Origin of the sequence: Novosphingobium sp. SG754 (genome assembly GCF_013149315.1) — a bacterium.
GTDB lineage: Bacteria > Pseudomonadota > Alphaproteobacteria > Sphingomonadales > Sphingomonadaceae > Novosphingobium > Novosphingobium capsulatum.
Genome location: NZ_JABGCC010000004.1, coordinates 477161 through 498155 on the forward strand (window position 1 = coordinate 477161; position 20995 = coordinate 498155).

The window sequence follows — 20995 nt, forward strand, 5'->3', positions numbered from 1 at the left end:
TGGGCAAAGTGAGTAGCATGACGCAATTGGCACCCATGGTGGGGATCGCGCTGGCCGTGGTGGCCGTGCTCGCCACGCTTGTGGTGCTGCTGATCGTGCGCCGCCGCCGCGCCGCCGCCCTGGCCGCGCAAGAGGCCGAACTTGTCGAAGAAGCCCCGCCCCCACCGCAGCGCCGCCGCAACTTTGGCCCCGGCGCCGGCACCGCCGCCGATCAGGCTGATATGCCAGACGATGGCCCGAGCCTGCCCGCGTTCGTCACCGCTGCCCAGGCAGCCAGTGCCGACGCGCAACCGACCGCGCCATTCGTGGCCGAACCGGCTGCCCCGCGCCAGTCGCGCGGGTTGCCCGCCGCCATCGCCGGCGCTCTGGCCCAGGCCGTGGTGTTTCGCCAATCCTTCCCGCCCGCGCCCACCGGGGCGCACAGCTTCTATGGCGGCGTGCCGTTTACCCCGGGGCCTCTGGAGTGGCCGCGCTCTGCCCACACCGGCCTGCCGCTGCATTTCCTGTTGCAGGTGGATTGTGCGCAAGTGCCACCCCGCGCACGCCTGGGCGTGTTGCCCGGCAGCGGCGCGCTGCTGTTCTTTGCCGATCTCTCTGCCGCGCCGGGCGGCGCCGCCACAACCGAAGGCCGCGTGATCTGGATCGATGATGCCGGCGCAGCCGAATGGACCGAGGCAGAGCCCCCCGCTGATCTGCCGCCGGCCTATGCCGATGCGGCCGCTCAGGCCTGGCCATGGGCCATCGACGCGGCCGACGCGCCACAGGTACTGCCGCGCTGGCCGTTCGCGCCCGCTGTGATCGAATTGACCACGGCGGCACACGATCCGGCCGCGCCGCCGCTGACCTGGCCCGAAAGTGCGGCCACCGCCGATGCCCTGCTTGCCGCACAGGGCAGCCCGGTTGCGGTCTTTGCCCTCTCGCCCAACGATTTCAGCCTGCGCGACGATGGCCTGATGGATCGGCCCTGGCCCGGTTTCCCGCACGATTGGCTGTCGATCCAGACGCTGGTGGCGATGCTGCTGCGCGAAGCCGGGCGGACCAGCGTGGCTGCCGCCCGCGCGCTCTGGCCCGATCTGGCGGACGAGGATCGGCGCACGCTGCTCGCCCAGATCGAAAGCGAATGTGGCGAATGGCATGCTCTGGCGCGCAACAAGGCGGCCTTTGCCGACGTCACCGCGCCGGTGCGCGACGCGTTCTGGCAATGGTTTTCCAGCTATGCCCCCCTCGCCCGCCTGGTGGCGCCGCGTGGCTGCGTGGCCGCGGTGGAAACCACGCTGCACGCCCTGCCCGGCAGCGCGGCGGCGTTTCCCGATGAACTCGTGGCGCGGCTGGCCTATCGCCACGCGCTGGCGGTGCGCACCGCTGCGCGCGTGCACGCCCGCGTGCCCGATCGCCTGCTCGCCGCGCCGTGCGAAACCGAGGCCGATCAATCCGACCGCATCCGCCGCCAATTGCTGCTGCTGGAACTCTCGGCCGACGAAGCACTGGGCCACCACCTGGGTGACCACGTCCTGCAGTTCTGGATCACGCCCGAAGACCTTGCCGCGCGACAGTTTGCCGCCGTCGAGGTGACCGCGCCCGCCGTCTGAGCCGATTCCCACCCGGAACGGTGGCGCTTTTGCTGGTCAGCCACACAAACTTACCGTCGCCAGGGGTGGCCAAGCCGGACTCCACCCCCTAGCCTGCGCGGCATGGCAGGCCAGCTTCTTCCCACGTCCGCACTTTCCGATGCCCTGGTGATCCTGGGGGCGGCGGGTATCGTCATTCCCGCCTTTGCGCGCTTTCGCATCACGCCGATCATTGGCTTTATCCTGGTTGGCCTGCTGGTCGGCCCCTATGGCCTGGGCTCGCTGGCGCAGCAGATGCCCTGGCTGCACTACATCACGATATCCAATCCCCACGCGATAGAGCCGTTTGCCGAGTTCGGCATTATCCTGCTGCTGTTCGAGATTGGCCTGGAACTGTCGTTCAATCGCCTGTGGTCGATGCGGCGGCTCGTGTTCGGGCTGGGCGCGATGGAACTGATCGGCTCGGCGCTGCTCGTGGGCCTGGGCCTCATGCTGCTGGGCCAGCCGGTCGCTGGGGCACTCGGCCTGGGCCTGGCGCTGGCGCTTTCCTCCACCGCTCTGGTGCTGCCGATCTCGGGCACGCAGGGGCCGGTTGGCCGGGCCGCGCTGTCAATGTTGCTGTTCGAAGATATCGCGCTGGTGCCGATCATCTTCCTGCTCGGCGCCATGGCCCCGGTGGCAGCGGCCAACGCGCCCAGCCTGGTCGAAACCTTGTGGAAGGGTGGCGCTGTGATCGTCGCGCTGCTGGTGTTCGGACGGTTCGGCCTGCCCCCGCTGTTTGCCCAGGCCGCCAAGACCAAGAGCCCCGAACTGTTCCTGGCCGCCAGCCTGCTGGTGGTGATCGTGGCGGCTCTCGCCACCGGCGCGGCCGGCCTTTCGCCGATCATGGGCGCATTGCTCGCTGGCCTGCTGATCGCCGAGACTGAATACCATGGCGAGGTCGAGGCAATCACCAAGCCGTTCAAGGGCCTGGCGCTGGGCGTGTTCCTGATCACCGTGGGCATGGGGATCGACCTGCGCGTGCTGGCCGCCAATTTCGGCCCGCTGGCGCTGGGCGTGCTGGGCGTGGTCGTGGCCAAGGCAGTGGTGACCGGTCTGCTGCTTCTGTTCTGGGGCAAGGAAAGGTCGACTGCGATCGAGACCGGCATTCTCATGTCCAGCCCATCGGAAACCACGCTGATCGTGCTGGGTACGGCGGCGCAGGCCCAGTTGATCCAGCCAGCCACCGCGCAGTTCTGGCAGATCGTTACTGCCATTGGCCTCACCATCACGCCGCTGCTGGCCAAAGTGGGCCAGCTGGGCGCCGGCCGCGTGCGCAATCGCGCCCGAGCGGACGAGGTCGCTGTGGAAGAACCCGAAGGCCGCCGCACCGTGATCCTGGGCTTTGGCCGCGTGGGCCGCCTGATCGGCGAAATGCTGGCCGAGCACGGCCGCCCCTACCTCGCGCTCGATGCCGAACCGGCCGTGGTCCGCGCCGCGCGCGCCGCCGGGCTGCCGGTGCTGTTCGGCAATATCGACAGCGCTGCGGTGATCGACCGGCTCAATCTGGCTGACGCCAGCGCGGTGATCGTGACCATGGACGAGCCGGTGCTGGCGCTGCGCATCGTGCGCAAGCTGCGCACCCTGGCGCCAGACGTGCCGATCATCGTACGCGCGCGCGATCCGGGCCACGCGGCGCAGCTCTATCGCGCTGGCGCCAGCCACGCCGTGCCCGAAACGCTGGAAAGCTCGCTGCAACTGTCAGAAGCGGTGCTGGTCGACCTGGGTGTGCCAATGGGCCCGGTCATCGCCTCGATTCACGAAAAGCGCGATCAGTTTCGCCAGCAGATCATGGCCGAGGGCGAACTCGCCGCGCCGCCGCGCCTCAAGGCGAGCCGTTTGCGCGAGCGGTAACGGAAGGAAGGTAAGGGCCCCTCCACCACCGCTGCGCGGTGGTCCCCCTCCCCACGGTGTGGGGAGGATTTGGTACGGTCCTCCCACAAGGTGGGAAGGTGTCAGCCCAAAGGGCTGACGGAGGGGCTGGCGAACAACCAACCCCTCCAGCACCAGAAAATTACCCGGCGAGCACGGCCTTGGCCGCAGCCAAGGCGTCGGCCGCCTTGCTGCCATCGGGGCCGCCGCCCTGGGCCATGTCAGGCCGGCCGCCGCCGCCCTTGCCGCCCAGCGCTTCCACGCCGGCGCGGACCAGATCGACGGCGCTGACCTTGCCAGCGAGATCCTCGGTTACCGCCGCCGCGATCGAGGCGCGGCCATCGTTGACCGCGACGATCACCGCCACGCCCGAACCGATGCGCTGCTTGGCCTGGTCGAGCAACCCGCGCAGTTCCTTGGGATCGAGCCCTTCGAGCACCTGGCCCGAGAAGGTCACGCCGCCCACGCTTTCGTCGGCTGCCTCGGCCTTGGCGCCGCCACCACCCAGGGCCAACGCCTTCTTGGCTTCGGCCAGTTCGCGCTCCAGCTTGCGCCGCTCTTCGATCAGCGCGGCGACGCGCGCTTCCACGTCATCGGGCGTGGTGCGCAGCAGGCTGGCAGTGTGCTTGAGCGCGTCTTCGCGGCCGATCAGCCACTGCCGCGCGCCTTCGCCGGTCAGCGCCTCGATCCGGCGCACGCCCGAAGACACTGCGCTTTCGCCCACGATGCGGAACACGCCGATATCGCCCAGCGCGCGCACATGGGTGCCGCCGCACAGTTCGACCGAATAGACCTTGTCCGTGGTGCGGCCCATCGACAGCACGCGCACTTCATCGCCATACTTTTCGCCGAACAGCGCCATGGCACCGGCGGCGATTGCATCGTCGGGCGTCATCAGGCGGGTGTTGACTGCCTCGTTGGCGCGAATTTCGGCATTCACCTCGGTTTCGATCGCGGCGATATCGTCCGCGCTCAGCGCCGTGGGATGCGAAAAGTCGAAGCGCAGGCGATCGGGCGCAACCAGCGAGCCCTTTTGCGTGACATGCGCGCCCAAACGGTTGCGCAGTGCCTGATGCAGCAGGTGCGTGGCGGAATGGTTGGCGCGCGTGGCATCGCGGCGCACCACGTCGACCGCCAGTTGCACGGCATCGCCCACGCGGATCGTGCCGGCATCGACCACGGCCTGGTGGGCGTGCAGGCGGCCGAGCGGCTTGGCCGTGTCGGTCACCGTCAGCTTGAGGCCATCGGCGCCGGCGATCGTACCGGCATCGCCCATCTGGCCGCCGCTTTCGCCATAGAACGGCGTCTGGTTGGTCAGCACGGTCACCGTGTCGCCGGCCTGGGCTTCGGTAACTTCAACGCCGTCCTTGACCAGGGCCACGACAACGCCCTCACCGCTGGTGGCGGTGTAGCCGGTGAACTCGGTCGCGCCTTCGCGCTCGGCAATGTCGAACCACACTTCGCTCGATGCCGCCTCGCCCGAACCCTTCCAGGCGGCGCGCGCGGCGGCCTTCTGCTGGGCCATCGCCGCGTCAAAGCCTTCGCGATCGACGCTCACGCCACGGGCGCGCAGCGCGTCTTCGGTGAGGTCATAGGGGAAGCCGAACGTGTCGTAGAGGCGGAACGCGGTTTCGCCGGGCAGCTTGTCGCCTTCGCCCAGCCCAGCCGACGCTTCGTCGAGCAGGCGCAGGCCGTTCGACAGCGTCTGGCGGAAACGGGTTTCCTCGCGCTGCAGCACTTCCTCGATCAGGGGCTGGGCACGGCCCAGTTCGGGATAGGCCTGGCCCATTTCCGTCACCAGCGAACCCACCAGGCGGTGCATCAGCGGGTCTTTGGCGCCCAGAAGATGAGCGTGGCGCATGGCGCGGCGCATGATCCGGCGCAGCACATAGCCGCGTCCTTCGTTCGACGGCAGCACGCCATCGGCCAGCAGGAAGCTGGACGAGCGCAGGTGATCGGCGATCACGCGGTGGCTGGCGGTATGTTCCCCGGTGGCCTTCACGCCGGTCAGGCTTTCCGAGGCGGCGATCAGCGCGCGGAACGTGTCGGTGTCATAGTTGTCGTGCTCACCCTGGAGCACGGCGGCAATGCGTTCAAGCCCCATGCCGGTATCGATCGAGGGCTTGGGCAGCTCGCCGACGATCTCGCCGGCGGCCTGCTCGAACTGCATGAACACGAGGTTCCAGATTTCGATGAAACGATCGCCATCCTCGTCCGGGCTGCCCGGAGGGCCACCAGCGATATGCGCGCCGTGATCGTAGAAGATTTCCGAGCACGGGCCGCATGGGCCATCATCGCCCATCGCCCAGAAATTGTCCTTGGTGGCGATGCGGATGATCTTGTCGTCTGGCAGTCCGGCAATCTTGCGCCACAGTGCGGCGGCGTCTTCATCGGTGTGATAGACGGTAACCAGCAGCTTTTCGGCAGGAATGCCCCAAACCTTGGTCAGCAGAGTCCAGGCGTTGGTGATCGCCTGTTCCTTGAAGTAATCGCCGAACGAGAAATTGCCCAGCATTTCGAAGAACGTGTGGTGCCGCGCGGTATAGCCCACGTTATCCAGATCGTTGTGCTTGCCCCCGGCGCGCACGCACTTCTGCGAAGACGTGGCGCGCGGAATGCTGCGCGTTTCCAGGCCCGTGAAGACGTTCTTGAACGGGACCATGCCCGCATTGGTGAACATCAGCGTCGGGTCGTTGTAAGGAACGAGCGGCGCGGATGGCACCACTTCGTGGCCTTGCGAGCCGAAGTATTCCAGGAAGGACCGGCGGATTTCGTTCGTCGAAGTCATGCCCCGCCGATTAGGCGAGGCGTGGCTTGGGAACAAGCGGGATTCATCGCTAACCGTGATCGCATTACGCTTTCGTGGCGGTAACGATCCAGGCGGCAGCGGAGAACATGACTTTGCCATCGCGGGTGTGGGCGGCGATCACCGCGCGCAGCCGCTGCTCGATCCCGGCGCGGTCAGCCTCCGCTGCCTGGCGCAAGGCCGAGGCGGCCGGCCCGATGCGGCGGAACAGGGCCAGGGCCTGCTCGGCGGCGTCAGGCCCCTCGCCTGCCAGATAGGCGAAATCGTGGGGCGTGAAGGCCAGGTCTGTCCACCCCGCCAGCATGGCCCGCACATGATCGGGATCGGCAAAGGCAAACGGGCCTGGAGAAAAGGGGTTGGGCGCATGCGGATCAGCAGGCTGCGCCGGCGGCGGCACCAGGCCCGCCATGGCGCTGGCCCAGGCGTTTTCAGCCGGGGCGCGAAAGCACGAGAACACCAGCCGCGCCCCCGGCGCCGCCACGGCGGCCAGATGGGCAAAGGCGGCGGGCGGATCGGCAAAGAACATCACGCCATGGCGCGAGACGAGCAGATCGGGCGTGAAAGCAGGATCCTGCCATTGGCTGGCATCGGCGATGGCAAAGCGCACATTGGCGCGGCCGGCCCCACGCTGCTGCGCGGCAGCGATGAGATCAGCCGACAGGTCGATCCCGCATACCGCGCCCTTGGGTCTGGCAGCGGCCAGCGACAAGGCCAGTTCGCCCGCACCGCAACCGATGTCGAGCACCCGATGGCCGGGCATGGCAGCGATCGTTGCCAGCAAGGCCGGCGTCAGTTGCGCAAAGGTGCGATCGGTGCGCTGCCATTCTTCTGCCCAGGCGCGGCCGACGCCGCCCTGCCAATCCATCGCCTGTGTCATGCTGCCGGTATAAACGATCGCCGCGAGCTTGGCGACAGCGGCGCTTGCGTCACGCCCTGATCCTGGCGTTGTAGCCGGGATGAAAGACTTCGCCTGGCCACAACGCCAACGGCGCGCCGTTCACCAGGAACGACGCGCCGGGAGCAAGGAACGGCAGGGCGTGGCGCGGCAGCCTGCCGCCATCGCGCCCTGCGGATCAGATCAACGCCTGATCAGATATCGTCGTCAGCGTCAGGGCCGGCCATCAGACCTTCGGCCACCTGCTCGGTCCGGCCACGGATCGCCGCTTCCAGGCGATCGCGCAGTTCGGTGTTTTCGCGCAGGAAGTTCTTGGCGTTTTCACGACCCTGGCCGATGCGCACCGAGTCATAGCTGAACCATGCGCCCGACTTTTCAACCAGGCCGGCCTTGACGCCCAGATCGAGGATTTCCCCGATCTTGGAGATGCCTTCGCCATACATGATGTCGAATTCGACCTGCTTGAACGGCGGGGCGACCTTGTTCTTGACGACCTTCACCCGAGTGGTGTTGCCGGTGATTTCGTCGCGATCCTTGATCTGGCCGGTGCGGCGGATATCGAGACGGCACGAAGCATAGAACTTGAGCGCGTTACCGCCGGTGGTGGTTTCCGGGTTGCCGTACATCACGCCGATCTTCATGCGCACCTGGTTGATGAAGATCACCATGCAGCGCGAACGGCTGATCGAACCAGTCAGCTTGCGCAGTGCCTGGCTCATCAGGCGGGCTTGCAGGCCGACGTGGCTGTCGCCCATTTCGCCTTCGATTTCGGCGCGGGGCACCAGCGCGGCGACCGAGTCCACCACGAGGATGTCGATCGCGTTGGAGCGGACCAGCGTATCGACGATTTCCAGCGCCTGCTCGCCCGTGTCGGGCTGCGAGACGATCAGTTCATCGATGTTGACGCCCAGCTTCTTGGCATAGACCGGATCGAGCGCGTGTTCGGCGTCAACGAAGGCGGCCGTGCCGCCGGTCTTCTGGGCCTCGGCAATGGCGTGCAGCGCCAGGGTGGTCTTGCCCGAGCTTTCCGGGCCATAGATTTCGATAATGCGGCCGCGTGGCAGGCCGCCAATGCCCAGCGCGATGTCCAGCCCGAGCGAGCCGGTGGAAATCGCTTCCACCTGCATCGTCTCCTTGGAACCCAGCTTCATCACCGAGCCCTTGCCGAATGCGCGGTCGATCTGGGCCAGTGCGGCGTCTAGCGCCTTCTGACGATCCATGTCCTTTTCTTTGCCTTCCTGAATGAGCTTGAGCTGCGCCGCCATGGCTGCTTCCCCTTGCCTAGAGATGGCTGACACGAACCGTCAACACGCAGAACAATGTACTTATTCTGTTCCAATGGAACAAGAGGGGAACGAAAAATTCTCTCCAGAGCGGAGACAATTCCCGCTGCGCACTGGAAACATGGGGATTTTCGAGCGCTTTTTCAAGCTGGGCGGCGGCGCAAACCCTGCGCAGCCTGGCATTTTAACGGTATGGGAAAATGCTGCCATCGTGGCGGGATTGGCGACTCAGCGGGCCTATCGACCCGCCCCTCCGTCAGGCCTGCGGCCTGCCACCTCCCCACATGGTGGGGAGGATTTTGCAGGTCCTCCCCACATCGTGGGGAGGGGAACCGCCCGCGCAGCGGGTGGTGGAGGGGCAATCACTCCCCACGCAGCACCTGTTCCACCGCCGCCACGATCTGCGCCACCGAAAACGGCTTGGCCAGAAAATGCATGTTGGGGATGTCGATCTCGCGGCGGAGCTGCTCCTCGGCATAGCCTGACATGAACAGCACCGGCAGATCGGGCTTAACCCGGCGAATCTCGCGCGCCATGGCCGGCCCGTCCATCGAGGGCATGACCACGTCGGACACCACCAGGTCGATATCCCCGCCAACCGCCATGATGCGTGACAGCGCTTCCAGGCCGTCCTCGCCATCGGCCGCCGTGGTCACCTCATAGCCCTGGCGGACCAGCGCCCGTTCGGCCACGGCGCGCACGGTGTCCTCGTCCTCTACCAAGAGCACGCACCCGCCGCCGGTCCATTGCGTGCGGCGCGTCTCGCCCTTGGGCTTGGCCGCCTCAGCCACCTCGGCCGGATCGGGCACATGCACCGGCAGGTAGATGGTAAAGCGCGTGCCCTTGCCCACCTCGCTATCGGCAAAGATGAAGCCGCCCGATTGCTTGACGATGCCATAGACAGTGGAAAGGCCAAGGCCGGTGCCCTTGCCCTTTTCCTTGGTGGTGAAGAACGGTTCGAAGATCTTGCCGATCTGCGAGGGCTTGATGCCGTGCCCGGTGTCTTCCACCACCAGCGCGGTATAGTCTGCCACGGGCAGGATTTCGCTTTTCATCGCCCGCACGTCATTGGCGCTCACCCGCCGCGTGGCGATGCGCAGCGTGCCGCCGGTCTTGGTATCGGCGCCGTTGGCGGTCATCGCATCGCGGGCATTGACGGCAAGGTTGAGCAACACCTGCTCCAGCTGCACCGGATCGGCGCGGACCAGGCCCAGATCGCGATCGTGGGTCACGTCGAGCTGGATCTTCTCGCCCAACAGGCGCTTGAGCAGGGTGGAAACCTCGGCCACCACATCGGGCAGTTGCAGCACTTCGGGGCGCAGCGTCTGCTGGCGCGAAAAGGCCAGCAATTGCCGGGTGAGCGAGGCAGCGCGGTTGGAATTGGCCTTGATCTGCTGGATATCGTCGTAATCGCTGTCGCCCGGCGTGTGGCGCATCAGGATCAGATCGCAATAGCCGATGATCGCGGTAAGCACGTTGTTGAAATCGTGCGCCACGCCGCCGGCCAGCTGGCCCACTGCCTGCATCTTGGTGGCCTGGGCAATCTCGCGCTTGAGGCGGGCTTCCTCGGTCGAATCCTTGAGGCTGAGCAGCACGGCGCCTTCACCCATGCCGCGCACGCCGGCGAGGCTGAGCGAAACCGGCTCTTCGGGCGAGGCGCGCAGGCGCACCGCCACGTCGCCCGCCGTGGGCGCGCCCTGGGTATAGCGGCGGACGGCATCGGCCAGCGCGCCCTTGTCTTCGCGGATCACCAGGTCGGAGGGATAGGGCGGCGGCACGGTATCATCATGGCCAGCCGCACGCAGGAACGCACGATTGGCAAAGAGGAAGCGGCCATCGCGATCGGTCATGGCGAGGCCCAGCGGCAGGCGCGAGAGCAGCGCCTCGATCTGCGGCAGCCCGGCGCGGGCATCGCCCAGCGCGCCATCGTTGTCGATGATCAGGAACAGCGAAGGCACCCGCGCCGGATCGGTGCTGGCCACGCCATCGGGATCGGCAATCGGCACGTGGACAAAGCGCACCGGCGTGCCGCGCGCGCCTTCGCGGGCATAGAAAATGCGTTCGGCATCATCGGCACGGAACCATGAGACGAAATCGCTGCCCCCCACCTGCGCGCCCTCCCCGCCAGCGCGGGTGGCGAAGGCGCGGTTGGCGGCGCGCACCAGGCCATCGGGCATGACCACGGCCGCCTGGATGCCTTCGCGGGCCAGGGCACGGCCGAGCTTTCCGGCCACGTGCCCCGCCATGTCAGCCACCAGGTCTACCTGTTCCAAGGGAATGAACCGGCACACCAGGTGATCCTGCCCACGCCCGGCGCGCAGCAGTTCTGCCCGCCAGCGCCCCTTGGCCGAAGTGACTTCGCCAATCTGAGCCCGGCCATCGCGCCAGGCGGCGCGCACCGCGCCATCGAGCGCTTCGACAGCCGGCCCATCGAGCGGCAGGCGCGGCGGCGCGACATGGCCAAACCACTCCGCAAAGCGGCTGTTGGCGCAGGCCAGGCGGCCGGCACGATCGAGGATCGCCAGCGCTTCATCGGGCCGCTCGATCGCGGCAAAGGTCACCGACCAATCGGGCGCGGCCGGTGCAGTCTCTCCACGTGCGGGAACGAAGCGCAGCAGCAGGCGCGCCACCAGGGCCAGCGCGGCAATGCCCAGCAGGTAGGCTGCGGCCAGCACAGCATCACCCGCCAGCAGCCACAGCAGCGCAGCCCCGGCCAGTGCGGCGGCAGCCACCCAGGCGGCATCGCGCCGCCATGCCGGGCCCTTGCCAGCGGCGTGCGGCGCCCCGGACAGATCCCCGGACAAATTGTTGCCCCCGTCGATATCGCCCGCTGCGGCCGGCACGCTTGCTCCCTTTACCATGACAGGCAGCATGGGCCGCCCGCCCCCTTTATTGCTCCACCCGCATCGCCAGGCGCGTGCGCCGCTTGTGCACCGTCCACCAGCGCCAGGCAAATGCAGCGATGACATAGCCGAGCGCGGCGGCCACCACCGAGATCACGAACAATCCGAAAATCAACGCCGGGGCCGCATCCGACAGCAGCCAGCCGGTCCATTCCGCCACACTGGCGCCGCGTTCGAACAGGGCCATGAACGTGGCGACATCGGCATGAAAGCCGAACCAGTTGCCTAGCGCCAGCGAGGCAGCGATGAACAGTGGCGTTGTCGCCGGATTGGACAGGAACGTCATCCCCGCCGCGATCGGAACGTTGCCCCGGAATGGCAGGCACATCGCCGCAGCGCCGGCGATCTGCACCCCGGGGATCATCGCAAAGATGCCGACGAGCAGCCCGATCGCCACGCCGCGCGGCACCGAGCGGCGGGTAAAGCGCCACAGCTCGGCCCGCGCTGCCAGCCGCCCGGTCAGGCGGTTGCGCTCCATCTGCTCGCGCGTGGGCATCGAAGCGCGAACCATCGTGGCAATCTTCTGGCGCATTGAAACGGCGATTCCCAAGGAGTGGTGGCGCATAGCCGGTGAGACCGTGTCCGGCCGGAAGTGCCACCATGCATCTGTTCAGCTTGCCAAGCGATGAAGCCGAACGTGCATCTGGCCCGGCACCATCAGCTGTGTTCGCGCATGATCCGCGCCTTGTCGCGCTGCCAATCGCGCTCCTTGATCGTAGCGCGCTTGTCGGCCGCGTTCTTGCCCTTGGCCAGGGCGAGTTCCACCTTGGCCCGGCCGCGTCCGTTGAAATAGATCGACAGCGGCACCAGCGTCATGCCCTTGCGCTCCACCGCGCCGTGGAACTTGGCGATCTCGCGTTCCTTGAGCAGCAGCTTGCGCGGGCGCTTGGGCTCGTGGTTGAAGCGGTTGCCGTGGCTGAATTCGGGCACGTTGGAATTGACCAGCCAGACCTCGCCGTTCTTCACCTCGGCATAGGATTCGGCGATCGATCCCTCGCCAAAGCGGAGCGATTTCACTTCGGTGCCGGTGAGCGCGATTCCCGCCTCGTACACGTCTTCGACGAAATACTCGAACCGCGCGCGGCGGTTTTCGGCGACGATCTTCTTTTTGTCGAATGCGAGGGGTGTGGGTCTTGCCATGATGCCTGCCCATGTAGGGTGGTATTGCCGGCATGGAAAGCGCCCGAGCATGCGGAATTTGCAAGTGGCTCTCCGATAATCGGCACACCGCGGTGGGAACCGCTCTTGCCAGTTTCACGTTGGCGCCACACACTCGCTTCATAGTGCAGTGCACAAGCCGGCATCATCCCTCACTGGGTGCACGACAGGCCGGGTGCAGGACGGGAACGATAATGGCTGATGCCACGTGCGAAAGATGTGTTCTGGTGCTTCAGGGCGGCGGAGCGCTGGGCGCCTACCAAGCCGGCGTGTTCGAGGCGTTGGCCAGCAATGGCTATAGCCCGGATTGGGTGGCCGGCATTTCGATCGGTGCGGTCAACGCCGCGCTGATTGCCGGCAATCCGCCCGAACGCCGGGTGCGCAACCTGCGCGCGTTCTGGGAACAGGCCAGCTCGCGCATTCCGTTCAAATCGCCATTCGCCGATGGCTGGGGACGCCGCCTGTTCAACGAATGGGCCGCAGCATCGGTGGCGCTGACCGGCATTCCCGGCTTTTTCACCCCACGCACCACGCCATCGTGGCTGGCCCTGCCCGGATCGCCGGAATCGATCAGCCTTTACGATACCAGCCCCTTGCGCAAGACGCTGCTGGAACTGGTGGATTTCGATCTGATCAACAGTGGCAAAGTGCGTTTCAGCGTGGGCGCGGTCAACGTGCTCAATGGCAACTTCGCCTATTTCGACAACCGCGACCGCCTGATCGAGCCCGAGCACATCATGGCCAGCGGCGCGCTGCCCCCCGGCTTTCCGCCGGTGATGATCGATGGCGATCCCTATTGGGACGGGGGCCTGGTTTCCAACACCCCGTTGCAATTCGTGCTGGACGAGCGCGCGCGCGAGGCTGACCGCCACGATCCGGCCCGCGCCCAGGCGGCCCGCGATCCCGTGCTGGTATTTCAGGTCGATCTGTTTTCCGCCCACGGCATGATGCCACGCAGCCTGGCCGAGACCGCGCAGCGCGAGAAAGACATCCGCTTTTCCAGCCGCACCCGGCTCAACACCGACATGCAGAAGCGGATCGAAGCCCTTGAGGCAGCCGCCGCGCGCCTCGCTGAACGGCTGCCGCCCGAATTTGCCGACGATGCCGACCTCGCCACGTTGACCGCCCATGCCCAGGACGGGCCGGTAACGATCCTGCACCTGATCAACCGCAGCGAGGATTATGAAACGCAGAACAAGGACTATGAGTTTTCGCGCATGACCGCGATCGGCCACTGGGAAAACGGCCGGCGCGATGTCGAGCGCTCGTTTGCCAGCCCGCGCTGGAAAAACCGCAAGCGGCCACAGCGCGGCATCGTCACGCTCGATCTGGCCTGATCCACCCGATTTTTACGCTTCCTGCTTGGGGACCGACCACGGCCCATGGCCAAACACCCTGGAGAGTGAAACCATGAATCTCGACAACAAGATCGCCATCGTCACCGGTGCTGCCAGCGGGATCGGCCTGGCCATTGCCAAGCGCTATGCCGCCGCCGGTGGCCGCGTGGCGATTGCCGATCTCAAGCTCGACGCGGCGCAGGCTGCGGCCGATGGCATCAATGCCGATCACCCCGGCGCCGCCATGGCCGTGGAAATGGACGTGACCAGCGAAGACCAGGTCAACGCCGGCGTGGCCAAGGTGGTGGACGCCTGGGGTGGCGTGGACATTCTGGTGTCGAACGCGGGTATCCAGATCGTCAACCCGGTGGAAAACTTCGCCTTTGCCGACTGGAAAAAGATGCTGGCGATCCATCTCGATGGCGCCTTCCTGACGAGCAAGGCCGTGTTGCCGCACATGTATGCCAAGGGCAGCGGCGCAATCCTGTTCATGGGCTCGGTCCATTCCAAGGAAGCCTCGCCGCTCAAGAGCGCCTATGTCACGGCCAAGCACGGCCTCGAGGGCCTGGCGCGCACCATCGCCAAGGAAGGCGGCAAGAAGGGCGTGCGCAGCAACCTGATCTGCCCCGGATTCGTGCGCACGCCTTTGGTGGACAAGCAGATTCCAGAGCAGGCCAAGGAGCTGGGCATCAGCGAGGACGAGGTGATCAAGAACGTCATGCTCGGCCAGACGGTGGATGGCGAATTTACGACGGTGGACGATATCGCCGAAGTGGCGCTGTTCTTTGCCGCATTCCCCACCAACGCGCTCACCGGCCAGTCGCTGGTAGCCAGCCACGGCTGGTTCATGAACTAGGGCACGCGGTATTTGGAACAGGGCGGGCTGCGAACGGCCGCTTTCTGTGCTTCCGGTCCTCACGTGCCAAAAGCACGCTGCGGGCCGGTTCTCGAAAGCACCCATTCTCGCTCCCCCCTGTTCCAAATCCCACGCACCCTAGGCAATCGCGCATGACCCGCCGCCCCGTTTGCCTTGCGATCTGCCCCCCTCCCTGTTAGGCGCGCCCCGTCTTTTTGGTTGTCGCGTCTTTCAGTTTGAGGAGTGCCCCGCCCATGTCCGAGATCAAGCGTGTCGTCCTGGCCTATTCGGGCGGGCTCGATACCTCCGTCATCCTCAAGTGGCTGCAGGTGGAATACGGCTGCGAGGTCGTGACCTTCACCGCCGATCTCGGCCAGGGCGAGGAACTCGAACCGGCCCGCGCCAAGGCCGAACTGATGGGCGTGAAGCCCGAGCACATCTATATCGACGACCTGCGCGAGGAATTCGTGCGCGATTTCGTCTTCCCGATGATGCGCGCCAATGCCCGCTATGAAGGCGATTACCTGCTCGGCACCTCGATTGCGCGGCCGCTGATTTCCAAGCGCCTGATCGACATCGCCCGCGAAACCGGTGCTGATGCCGTGGCCCATGGCGCCACCGGCAAGGGCAACGACCAGGTGCGGTTCGAGCTTTCGGCCTATGCGCTGGAGCCGGGCATCAAGGTGATCGCGCCGTGGCGCGAATGGGACCTGACCAGCCGCACCGCGCTGATCGCCTGGGCTGAAAAGCACCAGATCCCGGTGCCCAAGGACAAGCGCGGCGAAAGCCCGTTCTCGACCGACGCCAACCTGCTGCACACCTCGTCGGAAGGCAAGGTGCTGGAAGACCCGTGGCAGGAAGTGCCCGACTACGTCTATTCGCGCACGGTCAACCCGGAAGACGCGCCCGACGTGCCGGAATACATCACCATCGATTTCACCAAGGGCGATGGCGTGGCGCTCAATGGCGAGGCGATGAGCCCCGCCAGCCTGCTCACCGCGCTCAACGAACTGGGCCGCAAGCACGGCATCGGCCGCCTCGATCTGGTGGAAAACCGCTTCGTCGGCATGAAGAGCCGCGGCATGTATGAAACCCCGGGCGGCACGATCTATGCGGTGGCGCATCGCGGCATCGAATCGATCACGCTCGATCGCGGCGCGGCGCATCTCAAGGATGAGCTGATGCCCAAGTATGCCGAGCTGATCTACAACGGCTTCTGGTTCTCGCCCGAGCGCGAGATGCTCCAGGCTGCGATCGACCACAGCCAGGCCAAGGTCAACGGCACTGTGCGCCTCAAGCTGTACAAGGGCCTGGCCTCGGTCGTCGGCCGCCAGTCGCCCGACAGCCTCTATTCCGAGCGCCACGTGACGTTCGAAGACGATGCTGGCGCCTATGACCAGAAGGACGCGGCCGGCTTCATCAAGCTCAACGCGCTGCGCCTGCGCCTGCTCGCGCAGCAGGGCCGCTAAAGCCGGAACCCAGGCAGGCGCCGGGGCCCATCGTGCCCCGCGCCTGCCACGCGGCCTAGGCCAGGCCCGCCAGCCATTCCCCGATCATCGCCCGTCCGGCCTCGACCGCGCCGGGGCCATGGGCATCGTGGGCGTGCCGCAACGTGGCCTGGGTATGGCCGGCGGCCGCTACGTCTTCGGGCGATTGCGCCAGCCAGGCGTCGAAGCGCGGGTCCTCGCCCATTTCGGCATGAAATTGCAGCGCCAGCAGATTGCGCCCCCGGCGAAACGCCTGGTGCGGATAGACATGGCTTGAGGCCAGAAGTTCGGCATGCGGCGGCAGAGTGAACGTGTCGCCATGCCAGTGCAACACTGGCACGCCGGCAACATGGCGCAACGGGCTGTCGGCCACATGCACCTGCACCGGATGAAACCCCACTTCCCGAGCGTGGCCGCGATAGACATCCGCACCCAGCGCCGCCGCGATCATCTGCGCGCCAAAGCAGACGCCCAGCGTCGGCCGGTCCGCGGCCAGGCGCAGCGCCAGGCGGCGCATCTGGCAGCGGATCCAGGGATGCTCGATCTGGTCATAGATGCCCATCGGCCCGCCCATCATGATCAGCAGATCAGGCTCGCGCAGGTCGAGCGACGGGAAAGCGGGATCGCACACGTCGATGCGATCCACTTGGTAACCGGCATCCTCGATCGGCTGGCGGTAGCCGGCCACCCCTTCGTAGGGCACGTGGCGAATGATGAGCGCGGACTTCATGGAGCCTTATCGTGATCAATCGGTTGCAGGCCGGCAAGCAGGCCCATGCGGTTTTCTATAGCCGCGTGGCTGAACAGAAGGCAGCATTCAAAGGCCCAGCCGGCGAAAGAATTCTTCCGCCGTGCTGGGCCGCTCGCCATCCGGCCGCGCCAGCCCCAGCGTGCCCCACGAAGGGTGGGGCAGCGGCGCATTGGCGCGGAGGGGGGCCGGACGGCGGGAAATCGGGCGGGCGTTCAAACGGGACATCGTCGCATTCTCCTTTTCACAGGGCCGAACACGAACCTGGCCACATGGCCTCGCTTTCGTGCGCTTTAGCTGTTGGTGACGCGGAGCAAGCTGGCAGGATCAAAAGCCGCGACCGGACAAGGCCGATGCACCTTCTCTACCGTTTCAGTTGATAAATGTCATTCGAGAAAACCTGAAGGCCGCCAAAGATTTCCTTGAGCGCCCAAGAAGAAGGCCCGCCGTGCGCCGCTGTGGCGCCCGACGGGCCAGCCTTTCCTCCCCAGGAAAAGCGAAGTCGTGGTCTTCCTCGTGTCAGCGCGGGCTCAACGGCCCATGGCGCTGCCGAGGCGGTGATAGAGATGTGAGAACTTCACCGATTCGGGCTTGTCCTCGATAGCCTTGAGGTAGTGCAGCACAGCCTCGCGGATCAGCTTGAAGTCCTCAGTCGAGAGGACTGCACGGGCACGGGCAGGTTCAGCCATTGTCCTTCTCCTTGGATTATATTCGCGGCTCGGCTCAAGCCGCGAACTGGTTCATGGTGTTGTGTGCGCCACCGGCCTTGAGCGCGGCGTCGCGGGCAAAGTATTCCTTGTGATCGTCGCCGATGTCCGAACCCGCCATGGCTTGGTGCTTGACGCAGGCAATGCCCTGGCGGATTTCCTGGCGCTGCACGCCCTTGACGTAACCCAGCATGCCCGCCTCGCCGAAGTATTCCTTGGCCAGGTTGTCGGTGCTGAGCGCGGCCGTGTGATAGGTCGGCAGCGTGATCAGGTGGTGGAAGATGCCGGCTTCGCGGGCGGCATCGCGCTGGAATGTGCGGATGCGCTCGTCGGCCTCTGCCGCCAGTTCGGTTTCGTCATAGTCCACGCTCATCAGCCGCGCCCGGTCAAAGCCGCTCACGTCCTTGCCTTCCGCGGCCCAGGCATCGAACACCTGCTGGCGGAAATTGAGCGTCCAGTTGAAGCTGGGCGAGTTGTTGTAGACCAGCTTGGCATTGGGGATCACCTCGCGGATGCGCGAGACCATCCCGCCGATCTGGCCGATGTGCGGCTTTTCGGTTTCGATCCACAGCAGGTCAGCGCCGTTCTGCAGGCTGGTGATGCAATCCAGCACGCAGCGATCCTCACCGGTTCCAGGGCGGAACTGATAGAGGTTCGAGGGCAGGCGCTTGGGCTTCATCAGTTGCCCGTCGCGGGTGATCAGCACATCGCCATGGCCGATCTTGGCCGCATCGACCGGCTCGCAATCGAGGAAGGCGTTGTACTGGTCGCCAATGTCGCCAGCCTCGCGGGTGAAGGCGATCTGCTTGGTCAGGCCAGCACCGAGCGAGTCGGTACGGGCGACGATCACGCCATCGTCCACGCCCAGTTCGAGGAAGGCATAGCGCACCGCACGGATCTTCGCGATGAAGTCTTCATGCGGCACGGTCACCTTGCCGTCCTGGTGGCCGCACTGCTTTTCATCGGAAACCTGGTTTTCGATCTGGATGCAGCAGGCGCCCGCCTCGATGAACTTCTTGGCCAGCAGATAGGTTGCCTCGGCATTGCCGAACCCGGCGTCGATATCGGCAACGATCGGCACGATGTGCGTTTCGTAAGTGTCGATGTCGTGCTGGATCTTGGCGGCCTTGACCTGGTCACCGGCATTACGCGCGGCATCCAGATCGCGGAACAGCTGGTTCAACTCGCGCGCATCGGCCTGGCGCAGGAAGGTGTAGAGTTCCTCGATCAGCGCGGCAACGCTGGTCTTTTCGTGCATCGACTGGTCGGGCAGCGGCCCGAACTCGCTGCGCAGCGCCGCAACCATCCAGCCCGACAGGTAGAGGTAGCGCCCCTTGGTGGTGCCGAAGTGCTTCTTGATGGAAATCATCTTCTGCTGGCCAATGAAGCCATGCCAGCACCCCAGCGACTGGGTATAGTTGGCCGGATCGGCATCATAGGCAGCCATGTCGCGGCGCATGATCGCGGCGGTGTAGCGTGCGATGTCGAGTCCGGTGCGGAAGCGGTTCTGCAGGCGCATGCGCGCCACGCTTTCGGCGGCAATGCCATCCCAGTGGGTGTTCGGCGTGATCGTGCGATCTGCCTCGATGATCGATTGCTGGTACGTCATGGCATGTGCCCCTTCCGCTATACGATGGTGTCTCGTTGCACCCGGAATAGGCCGGCATGATGCACTGCGGAATGCGCTGCGGGGTCTTGTTGTCAAACTTTACATGTTTTGCTTGTAAAGTTGTGCAGGCATGACAAGAATGGTGCCATGGCCCGCCCTGCAACCCCTTCCCGCCCGCTTTACCTTGGCCCCCGGATCAAGCGCCTGCGCCGCGAACTGGGGCTGACGCAACAGGCTATGGCCGAGGACATGGGCGTTTCGCCCAGCTACATCGCCCTGATCGAACGCAACCAGCGCCCGCTGACCGCCGACCTGCTGCTGCGCCTGGCCGCGACCTATCGGCTCGACATGGCCGACCTCGCCGCGCAAGACCGGGACGATCACGCCCGCCGCCTGGCCGAGGCGCTGCGCGATCCGCTGTTTGCCGAGATCGACCTGCCCGCGCTGGAAGTGGCAGACCTGGCCACCAGCTTTCCCGGCATGACCGAGGCGATGCTGCGCCTGCACGGCGCCTATGCCCGCGCCGGCCAGGCGCTGGCCGAAGGACGCGAGGCGGCTGGCGCTGCCCCGGCTGCCGATCCGGTGGGTGAGGCGCGGCGCTTCCTGGCCGCGCGCGGGCACTGGTTTGCAGGCATTGAAACCCGCGCGGAGGCACTGAGCGCTGAGATCGAGACGGCCGGCGGTGGCGCCGAATGGCTGCGCCGCAATGGCCTGCGCGTGCGTGCCATGCCGGCCAGCGTGATGATGGGTGCCCTGGCGCGCTATGACCGGCACAACGAACAGCTGCTGCTCGACGAATGCCTGGGCCCCCAGCGCCGCGCCTGGCAGATCGCGCTGCACATCGCCTATACCAGCCTACGCCCCGATATTGCCGCGATCGTGCGCGGGGAAAGCTTCGCCAGCGCAACGGCGGCGCAACTGGTCCGCCGCGCCTTGGCCGAACTGGGCGCAGCGGCCGTGCTCATGCCCTATGACCGCTTTGCCCGCGCTGCCCAGGCGCAGGGCTATGACGTGCAGGGCCTGGCCGATCTGTTTGGCGTGGAATGGCAGCAGGCCGCGTTGCGCCTGGCCACGCTGACCAAGCCGGGCCAGGAAGGCGTGCCGTTCTTCCTGGTGGAACTGGACAGCGCCGGCAACGTGGTGCGGCGCATCGATGGCGCAGGCTTTTCCTTTGCCGCGCAGGGCGGCGGCTGCCCGCTGTGGAGCCTGCACCAAGCCTTTGCCCGTCCTGGCGAGGTGCTGACCCAATGGCTGGAAATGCCCCATGGCGACCGCTTCTTTTCGATGGCGCGCACGATCGATACGCCCGCCGGCCCCGGCCTGCCGCCAGTGCACCGCGCCATGGCGCTGGTCTGCCCGGCCCAGGCCGCCCCGCGCCTGGCGGCGGCACGGGGCGTCGATCCGCAAACCGCCGCGGCAACGCCGGTGGGCGTAACCTGCCGCCTATGCCAGCGCGCGGAATGCCCGGCCCGCGCCCAGCCCCCGCTGGGCCGCGAAATCCTGCCCGACGATTATCGCCGCGCGGCCGTGCCCTACGTTTTCAGTGAAAGCTGAGGAGGCAACTATCTATAGCCCCCTCCTCTTCAGAGGAGGGGGTTGGGGGTGGTGGAACGCTGACTCGACGCGCGCGGCATCCACCACCCCCCAGCCCCCTCCTCTGAAGAGGAGGGGGAGCATGTAGCTTCCCGCCATCCCCAATCGTTTGACCCCCTGCCCCCCGGCCGCTA

16 protein-coding genes are annotated in these 20995 nt (G+C 66.2%); 6 read left to right on the plus strand and 10 right to left on the minus strand.

The genetic code is table 11. The annotated features are described in order from the left end of the window. Nucleotides 1-17: 17 nt before the first annotated feature. On the plus strand, nucleotides 18-1589 hold the full coding sequence (locus FHW97_RS12770) for a DUF1963 domain-containing protein (protein ID WP_168351411.1): 1572 nt from the start codon (nucleotides 18-20) through the stop codon (nucleotides 1587-1589). A gap of 102 nt (nucleotides 1590-1691) precedes the next feature. Continuing rightward, the gene (locus tag FHW97_RS12775) at nucleotides 1692-3461 is read left to right on the plus strand and encodes a cation:proton antiporter (protein WP_171792609.1); all 1770 of its coding nucleotides are present in this window, start codon (nucleotides 1692-1694) and stop codon (nucleotides 3459-3461) included. Between the two features lie 160 nt (nucleotides 3462-3621). Here FHW97_RS12775 and alaS read toward each other — a convergent pair whose 3' ends face one another. The 6 genes from alaS to smpB all read right to left on the minus strand — a co-directional run bounded on the left by alaS (nucleotide 3622) and on the right by smpB (nucleotide 12506). Then, nucleotides 3622-6267, minus strand: coding sequence for an alanine--tRNA ligase (gene alaS, locus FHW97_RS12780; protein WP_171799157.1), 2646 nt, complete (start codon nucleotides 6265-6267; stop codon nucleotides 3622-3624). Between the two features lie 64 nt (nucleotides 6268-6331). Then, complete coding sequence (locus FHW97_RS12785) at nucleotides 6332-7162, minus strand: class I SAM-dependent methyltransferase (RefSeq protein WP_054131994.1); 831 nt, start codon at nucleotides 7160-7162, stop codon at nucleotides 6332-6334. Nucleotides 7163-7374: 212 nt separating this feature from the next. Beyond that, nucleotides 7375-8445 carry a recombinase RecA gene (recA, locus tag FHW97_RS12790; protein WP_022678432.1) on the minus strand — a complete coding sequence of 357 codons (1071 nt, stop codon included), beginning with the start codon at nucleotides 8443-8445 and terminating at the stop codon, nucleotides 7375-7377. A 380-nt stretch (nucleotides 8446-8825) separates the two neighbouring features. After that, nucleotides 8826-11336, minus strand: coding sequence for an ATP-binding protein (locus tag FHW97_RS12795; protein ID WP_253941762.1), 2511 nt, complete (start codon nucleotides 11334-11336; stop codon nucleotides 8826-8828). A 16-nt stretch (nucleotides 11337-11352) separates the two neighbouring features. Then, nucleotides 11353-11898 carry a DUF2062 domain-containing protein gene (locus FHW97_RS12800; RefSeq protein WP_022678433.1) on the minus strand — a complete coding sequence of 182 codons (546 nt, stop codon included), beginning with the start codon at nucleotides 11896-11898 and terminating at the stop codon, nucleotides 11353-11355. A gap of 125 nt (nucleotides 11899-12023) precedes the next feature. Continuing rightward, the gene (smpB, locus tag FHW97_RS12805) at nucleotides 12024-12506 is read right to left on the minus strand and encodes an SsrA-binding protein SmpB (RefSeq protein WP_107717820.1); all 483 of its coding nucleotides are present in this window, start codon (nucleotides 12504-12506) and stop codon (nucleotides 12024-12026) included. A 212-nt stretch (nucleotides 12507-12718) separates the two neighbouring features. Here smpB and FHW97_RS12810 point away from each other — a divergent pair, with 212 nt between their 5' ends. The 3 genes from FHW97_RS12810 to FHW97_RS12820 all read left to right on the plus strand — a co-directional run bounded on the left by FHW97_RS12810 (nucleotide 12719) and on the right by FHW97_RS12820 (nucleotide 16186). Then, complete coding sequence (locus FHW97_RS12810) at nucleotides 12719-13861, plus strand: patatin-like phospholipase family protein (protein WP_171799158.1); 1143 nt, start codon at nucleotides 12719-12721, stop codon at nucleotides 13859-13861. A 73-nt stretch (nucleotides 13862-13934) separates the two neighbouring features. Continuing rightward, nucleotides 13935-14717: a 3-hydroxybutyrate dehydrogenase gene (locus FHW97_RS12815; protein ID WP_062781696.1), complete on the plus strand. Its 783-nt coding sequence runs from the start codon at nucleotides 13935-13937 to the stop codon at nucleotides 14715-14717. 254 nt (nucleotides 14718-14971) lie between these two features. Beyond that, complete coding sequence (locus FHW97_RS12820; RefSeq protein ID WP_171799159.1) at nucleotides 14972-16186, plus strand: argininosuccinate synthase; 1215 nt, start codon at nucleotides 14972-14974, stop codon at nucleotides 16184-16186. A 55-nt stretch (nucleotides 16187-16241) separates the two neighbouring features. On the opposite strand, the gene FHW97_RS12825 is transcribed toward FHW97_RS12820, so the two are convergent. From FHW97_RS12825 to FHW97_RS12840, 4 genes are all read right to left on the minus strand, one after another. Beyond that, the gene (locus tag FHW97_RS12825; protein ID WP_171799160.1) at nucleotides 16242-16934 is read right to left on the minus strand and encodes a glutamine amidotransferase; all 693 of its coding nucleotides are present in this window, start codon (nucleotides 16932-16934) and stop codon (nucleotides 16242-16244) included. A gap of 87 nt (nucleotides 16935-17021) precedes the next feature. Further along, nucleotides 17022-17180, minus strand: coding sequence for a hypothetical protein (locus tag FHW97_RS12830; protein WP_156306574.1), 159 nt, complete (start codon nucleotides 17178-17180; stop codon nucleotides 17022-17024). Nucleotides 17181-17482: 302 nt separating this feature from the next. Beyond that, entirely contained in the window at nucleotides 17483-17641 is a 159-nt protein-coding gene (locus FHW97_RS12835; protein ID WP_022678438.1) for a hypothetical protein, read from the minus strand. Between the two features lie 34 nt (nucleotides 17642-17675). Next, entirely contained in the window at nucleotides 17676-19268 is a 1593-nt protein-coding gene (locus FHW97_RS12840; RefSeq protein ID WP_062781687.1) for an isocitrate lyase, read from the minus strand. A gap of 147 nt (nucleotides 19269-19415) precedes the next feature. Here FHW97_RS12840 and FHW97_RS12845 point away from each other — a divergent pair, with 147 nt between their 5' ends. Next, the gene (locus FHW97_RS12845; RefSeq protein ID WP_171799161.1) at nucleotides 19416-20822 is read left to right on the plus strand and encodes a short-chain fatty acyl-CoA regulator family protein; all 1407 of its coding nucleotides are present in this window, start codon (nucleotides 19416-19418) and stop codon (nucleotides 20820-20822) included. Nucleotides 20823-20995 lie beyond the last annotated feature (173 nt).

Bases quoted from the DNA above. Each gene is read 5' to 3' on its own strand.
- FHW97_RS12770 (WP_168351411.1), top strand. From the start codon at position 18: ATGACGCAATTGGCACCCATGGTGGGGATCGCGCTGGCCGTGGTGGCC.
- FHW97_RS12775 (WP_171792609.1), top strand. From the start codon at position 1,692: ATGGCAGGCCAGCTTCTTCCCACGTCCGCACTTTCCGATGCCCTGGTG.
- alaS (WP_171799157.1), bottom strand. From the start codon at position 6,267: ATGACTTCGACGAACGAAATCCGCCGGTCCTTCCTGGAATACTTCGGC.
- FHW97_RS12785 (WP_054131994.1), bottom strand. From the start codon at position 7,162: ATGACACAGGCGATGGATTGGCAGGGCGGCGTCGGCCGCGCCTGGGCA.
- recA (WP_022678432.1), bottom strand. From the start codon at position 8,445: ATGGCGGCGCAGCTCAAGCTCATTCAGGAAGGCAAAGAAAAGGACATG.
- FHW97_RS12795 (WP_253941762.1), bottom strand. From the start codon at position 11,336: ATGCTGCCTGTCATGGTAAAGGGAGCAAGCGTGCCGGCCGCAGCGGGC.
- FHW97_RS12800 (WP_022678433.1), bottom strand. From the start codon at position 11,898: ATGCGCCAGAAGATTGCCACGATGGTTCGCGCTTCGATGCCCACGCGC.
- smpB (WP_107717820.1), bottom strand. From the start codon at position 12,506: ATGGCAAGACCCACACCCCTCGCATTCGACAAAAAGAAGATCGTCGCC.
- FHW97_RS12810 (WP_171799158.1), top strand. From the start codon at position 12,719: ATGGCTGATGCCACGTGCGAAAGATGTGTTCTGGTGCTTCAGGGCGGC.
- FHW97_RS12815 (WP_062781696.1), top strand. From the start codon at position 13,935: ATGAATCTCGACAACAAGATCGCCATCGTCACCGGTGCTGCCAGCGGG.
- FHW97_RS12820 (WP_171799159.1), top strand. From the start codon at position 14,972: ATGTCCGAGATCAAGCGTGTCGTCCTGGCCTATTCGGGCGGGCTCGAT.
- FHW97_RS12825 (WP_171799160.1), bottom strand. From the start codon at position 16,934: ATGAAGTCCGCGCTCATCATTCGCCACGTGCCCTACGAAGGGGTGGCC.
- FHW97_RS12830 (WP_156306574.1), bottom strand. From the start codon at position 17,180: ATGTCCCGTTTGAACGCCCGCCCGATTTCCCGCCGTCCGGCCCCCCTC.
- FHW97_RS12835 (WP_022678438.1), bottom strand. From the start codon at position 17,641: ATGGCTGAACCTGCCCGTGCCCGTGCAGTCCTCTCGACTGAGGACTTC.
- FHW97_RS12840 (WP_062781687.1), bottom strand. From the start codon at position 19,268: ATGACGTACCAGCAATCGATCATCGAGGCAGATCGCACGATCACGCCG.
- FHW97_RS12845 (WP_171799161.1), top strand. From the start codon at position 19,416: ATGGCCCGCCCTGCAACCCCTTCCCGCCCGCTTTACCTTGGCCCCCGG.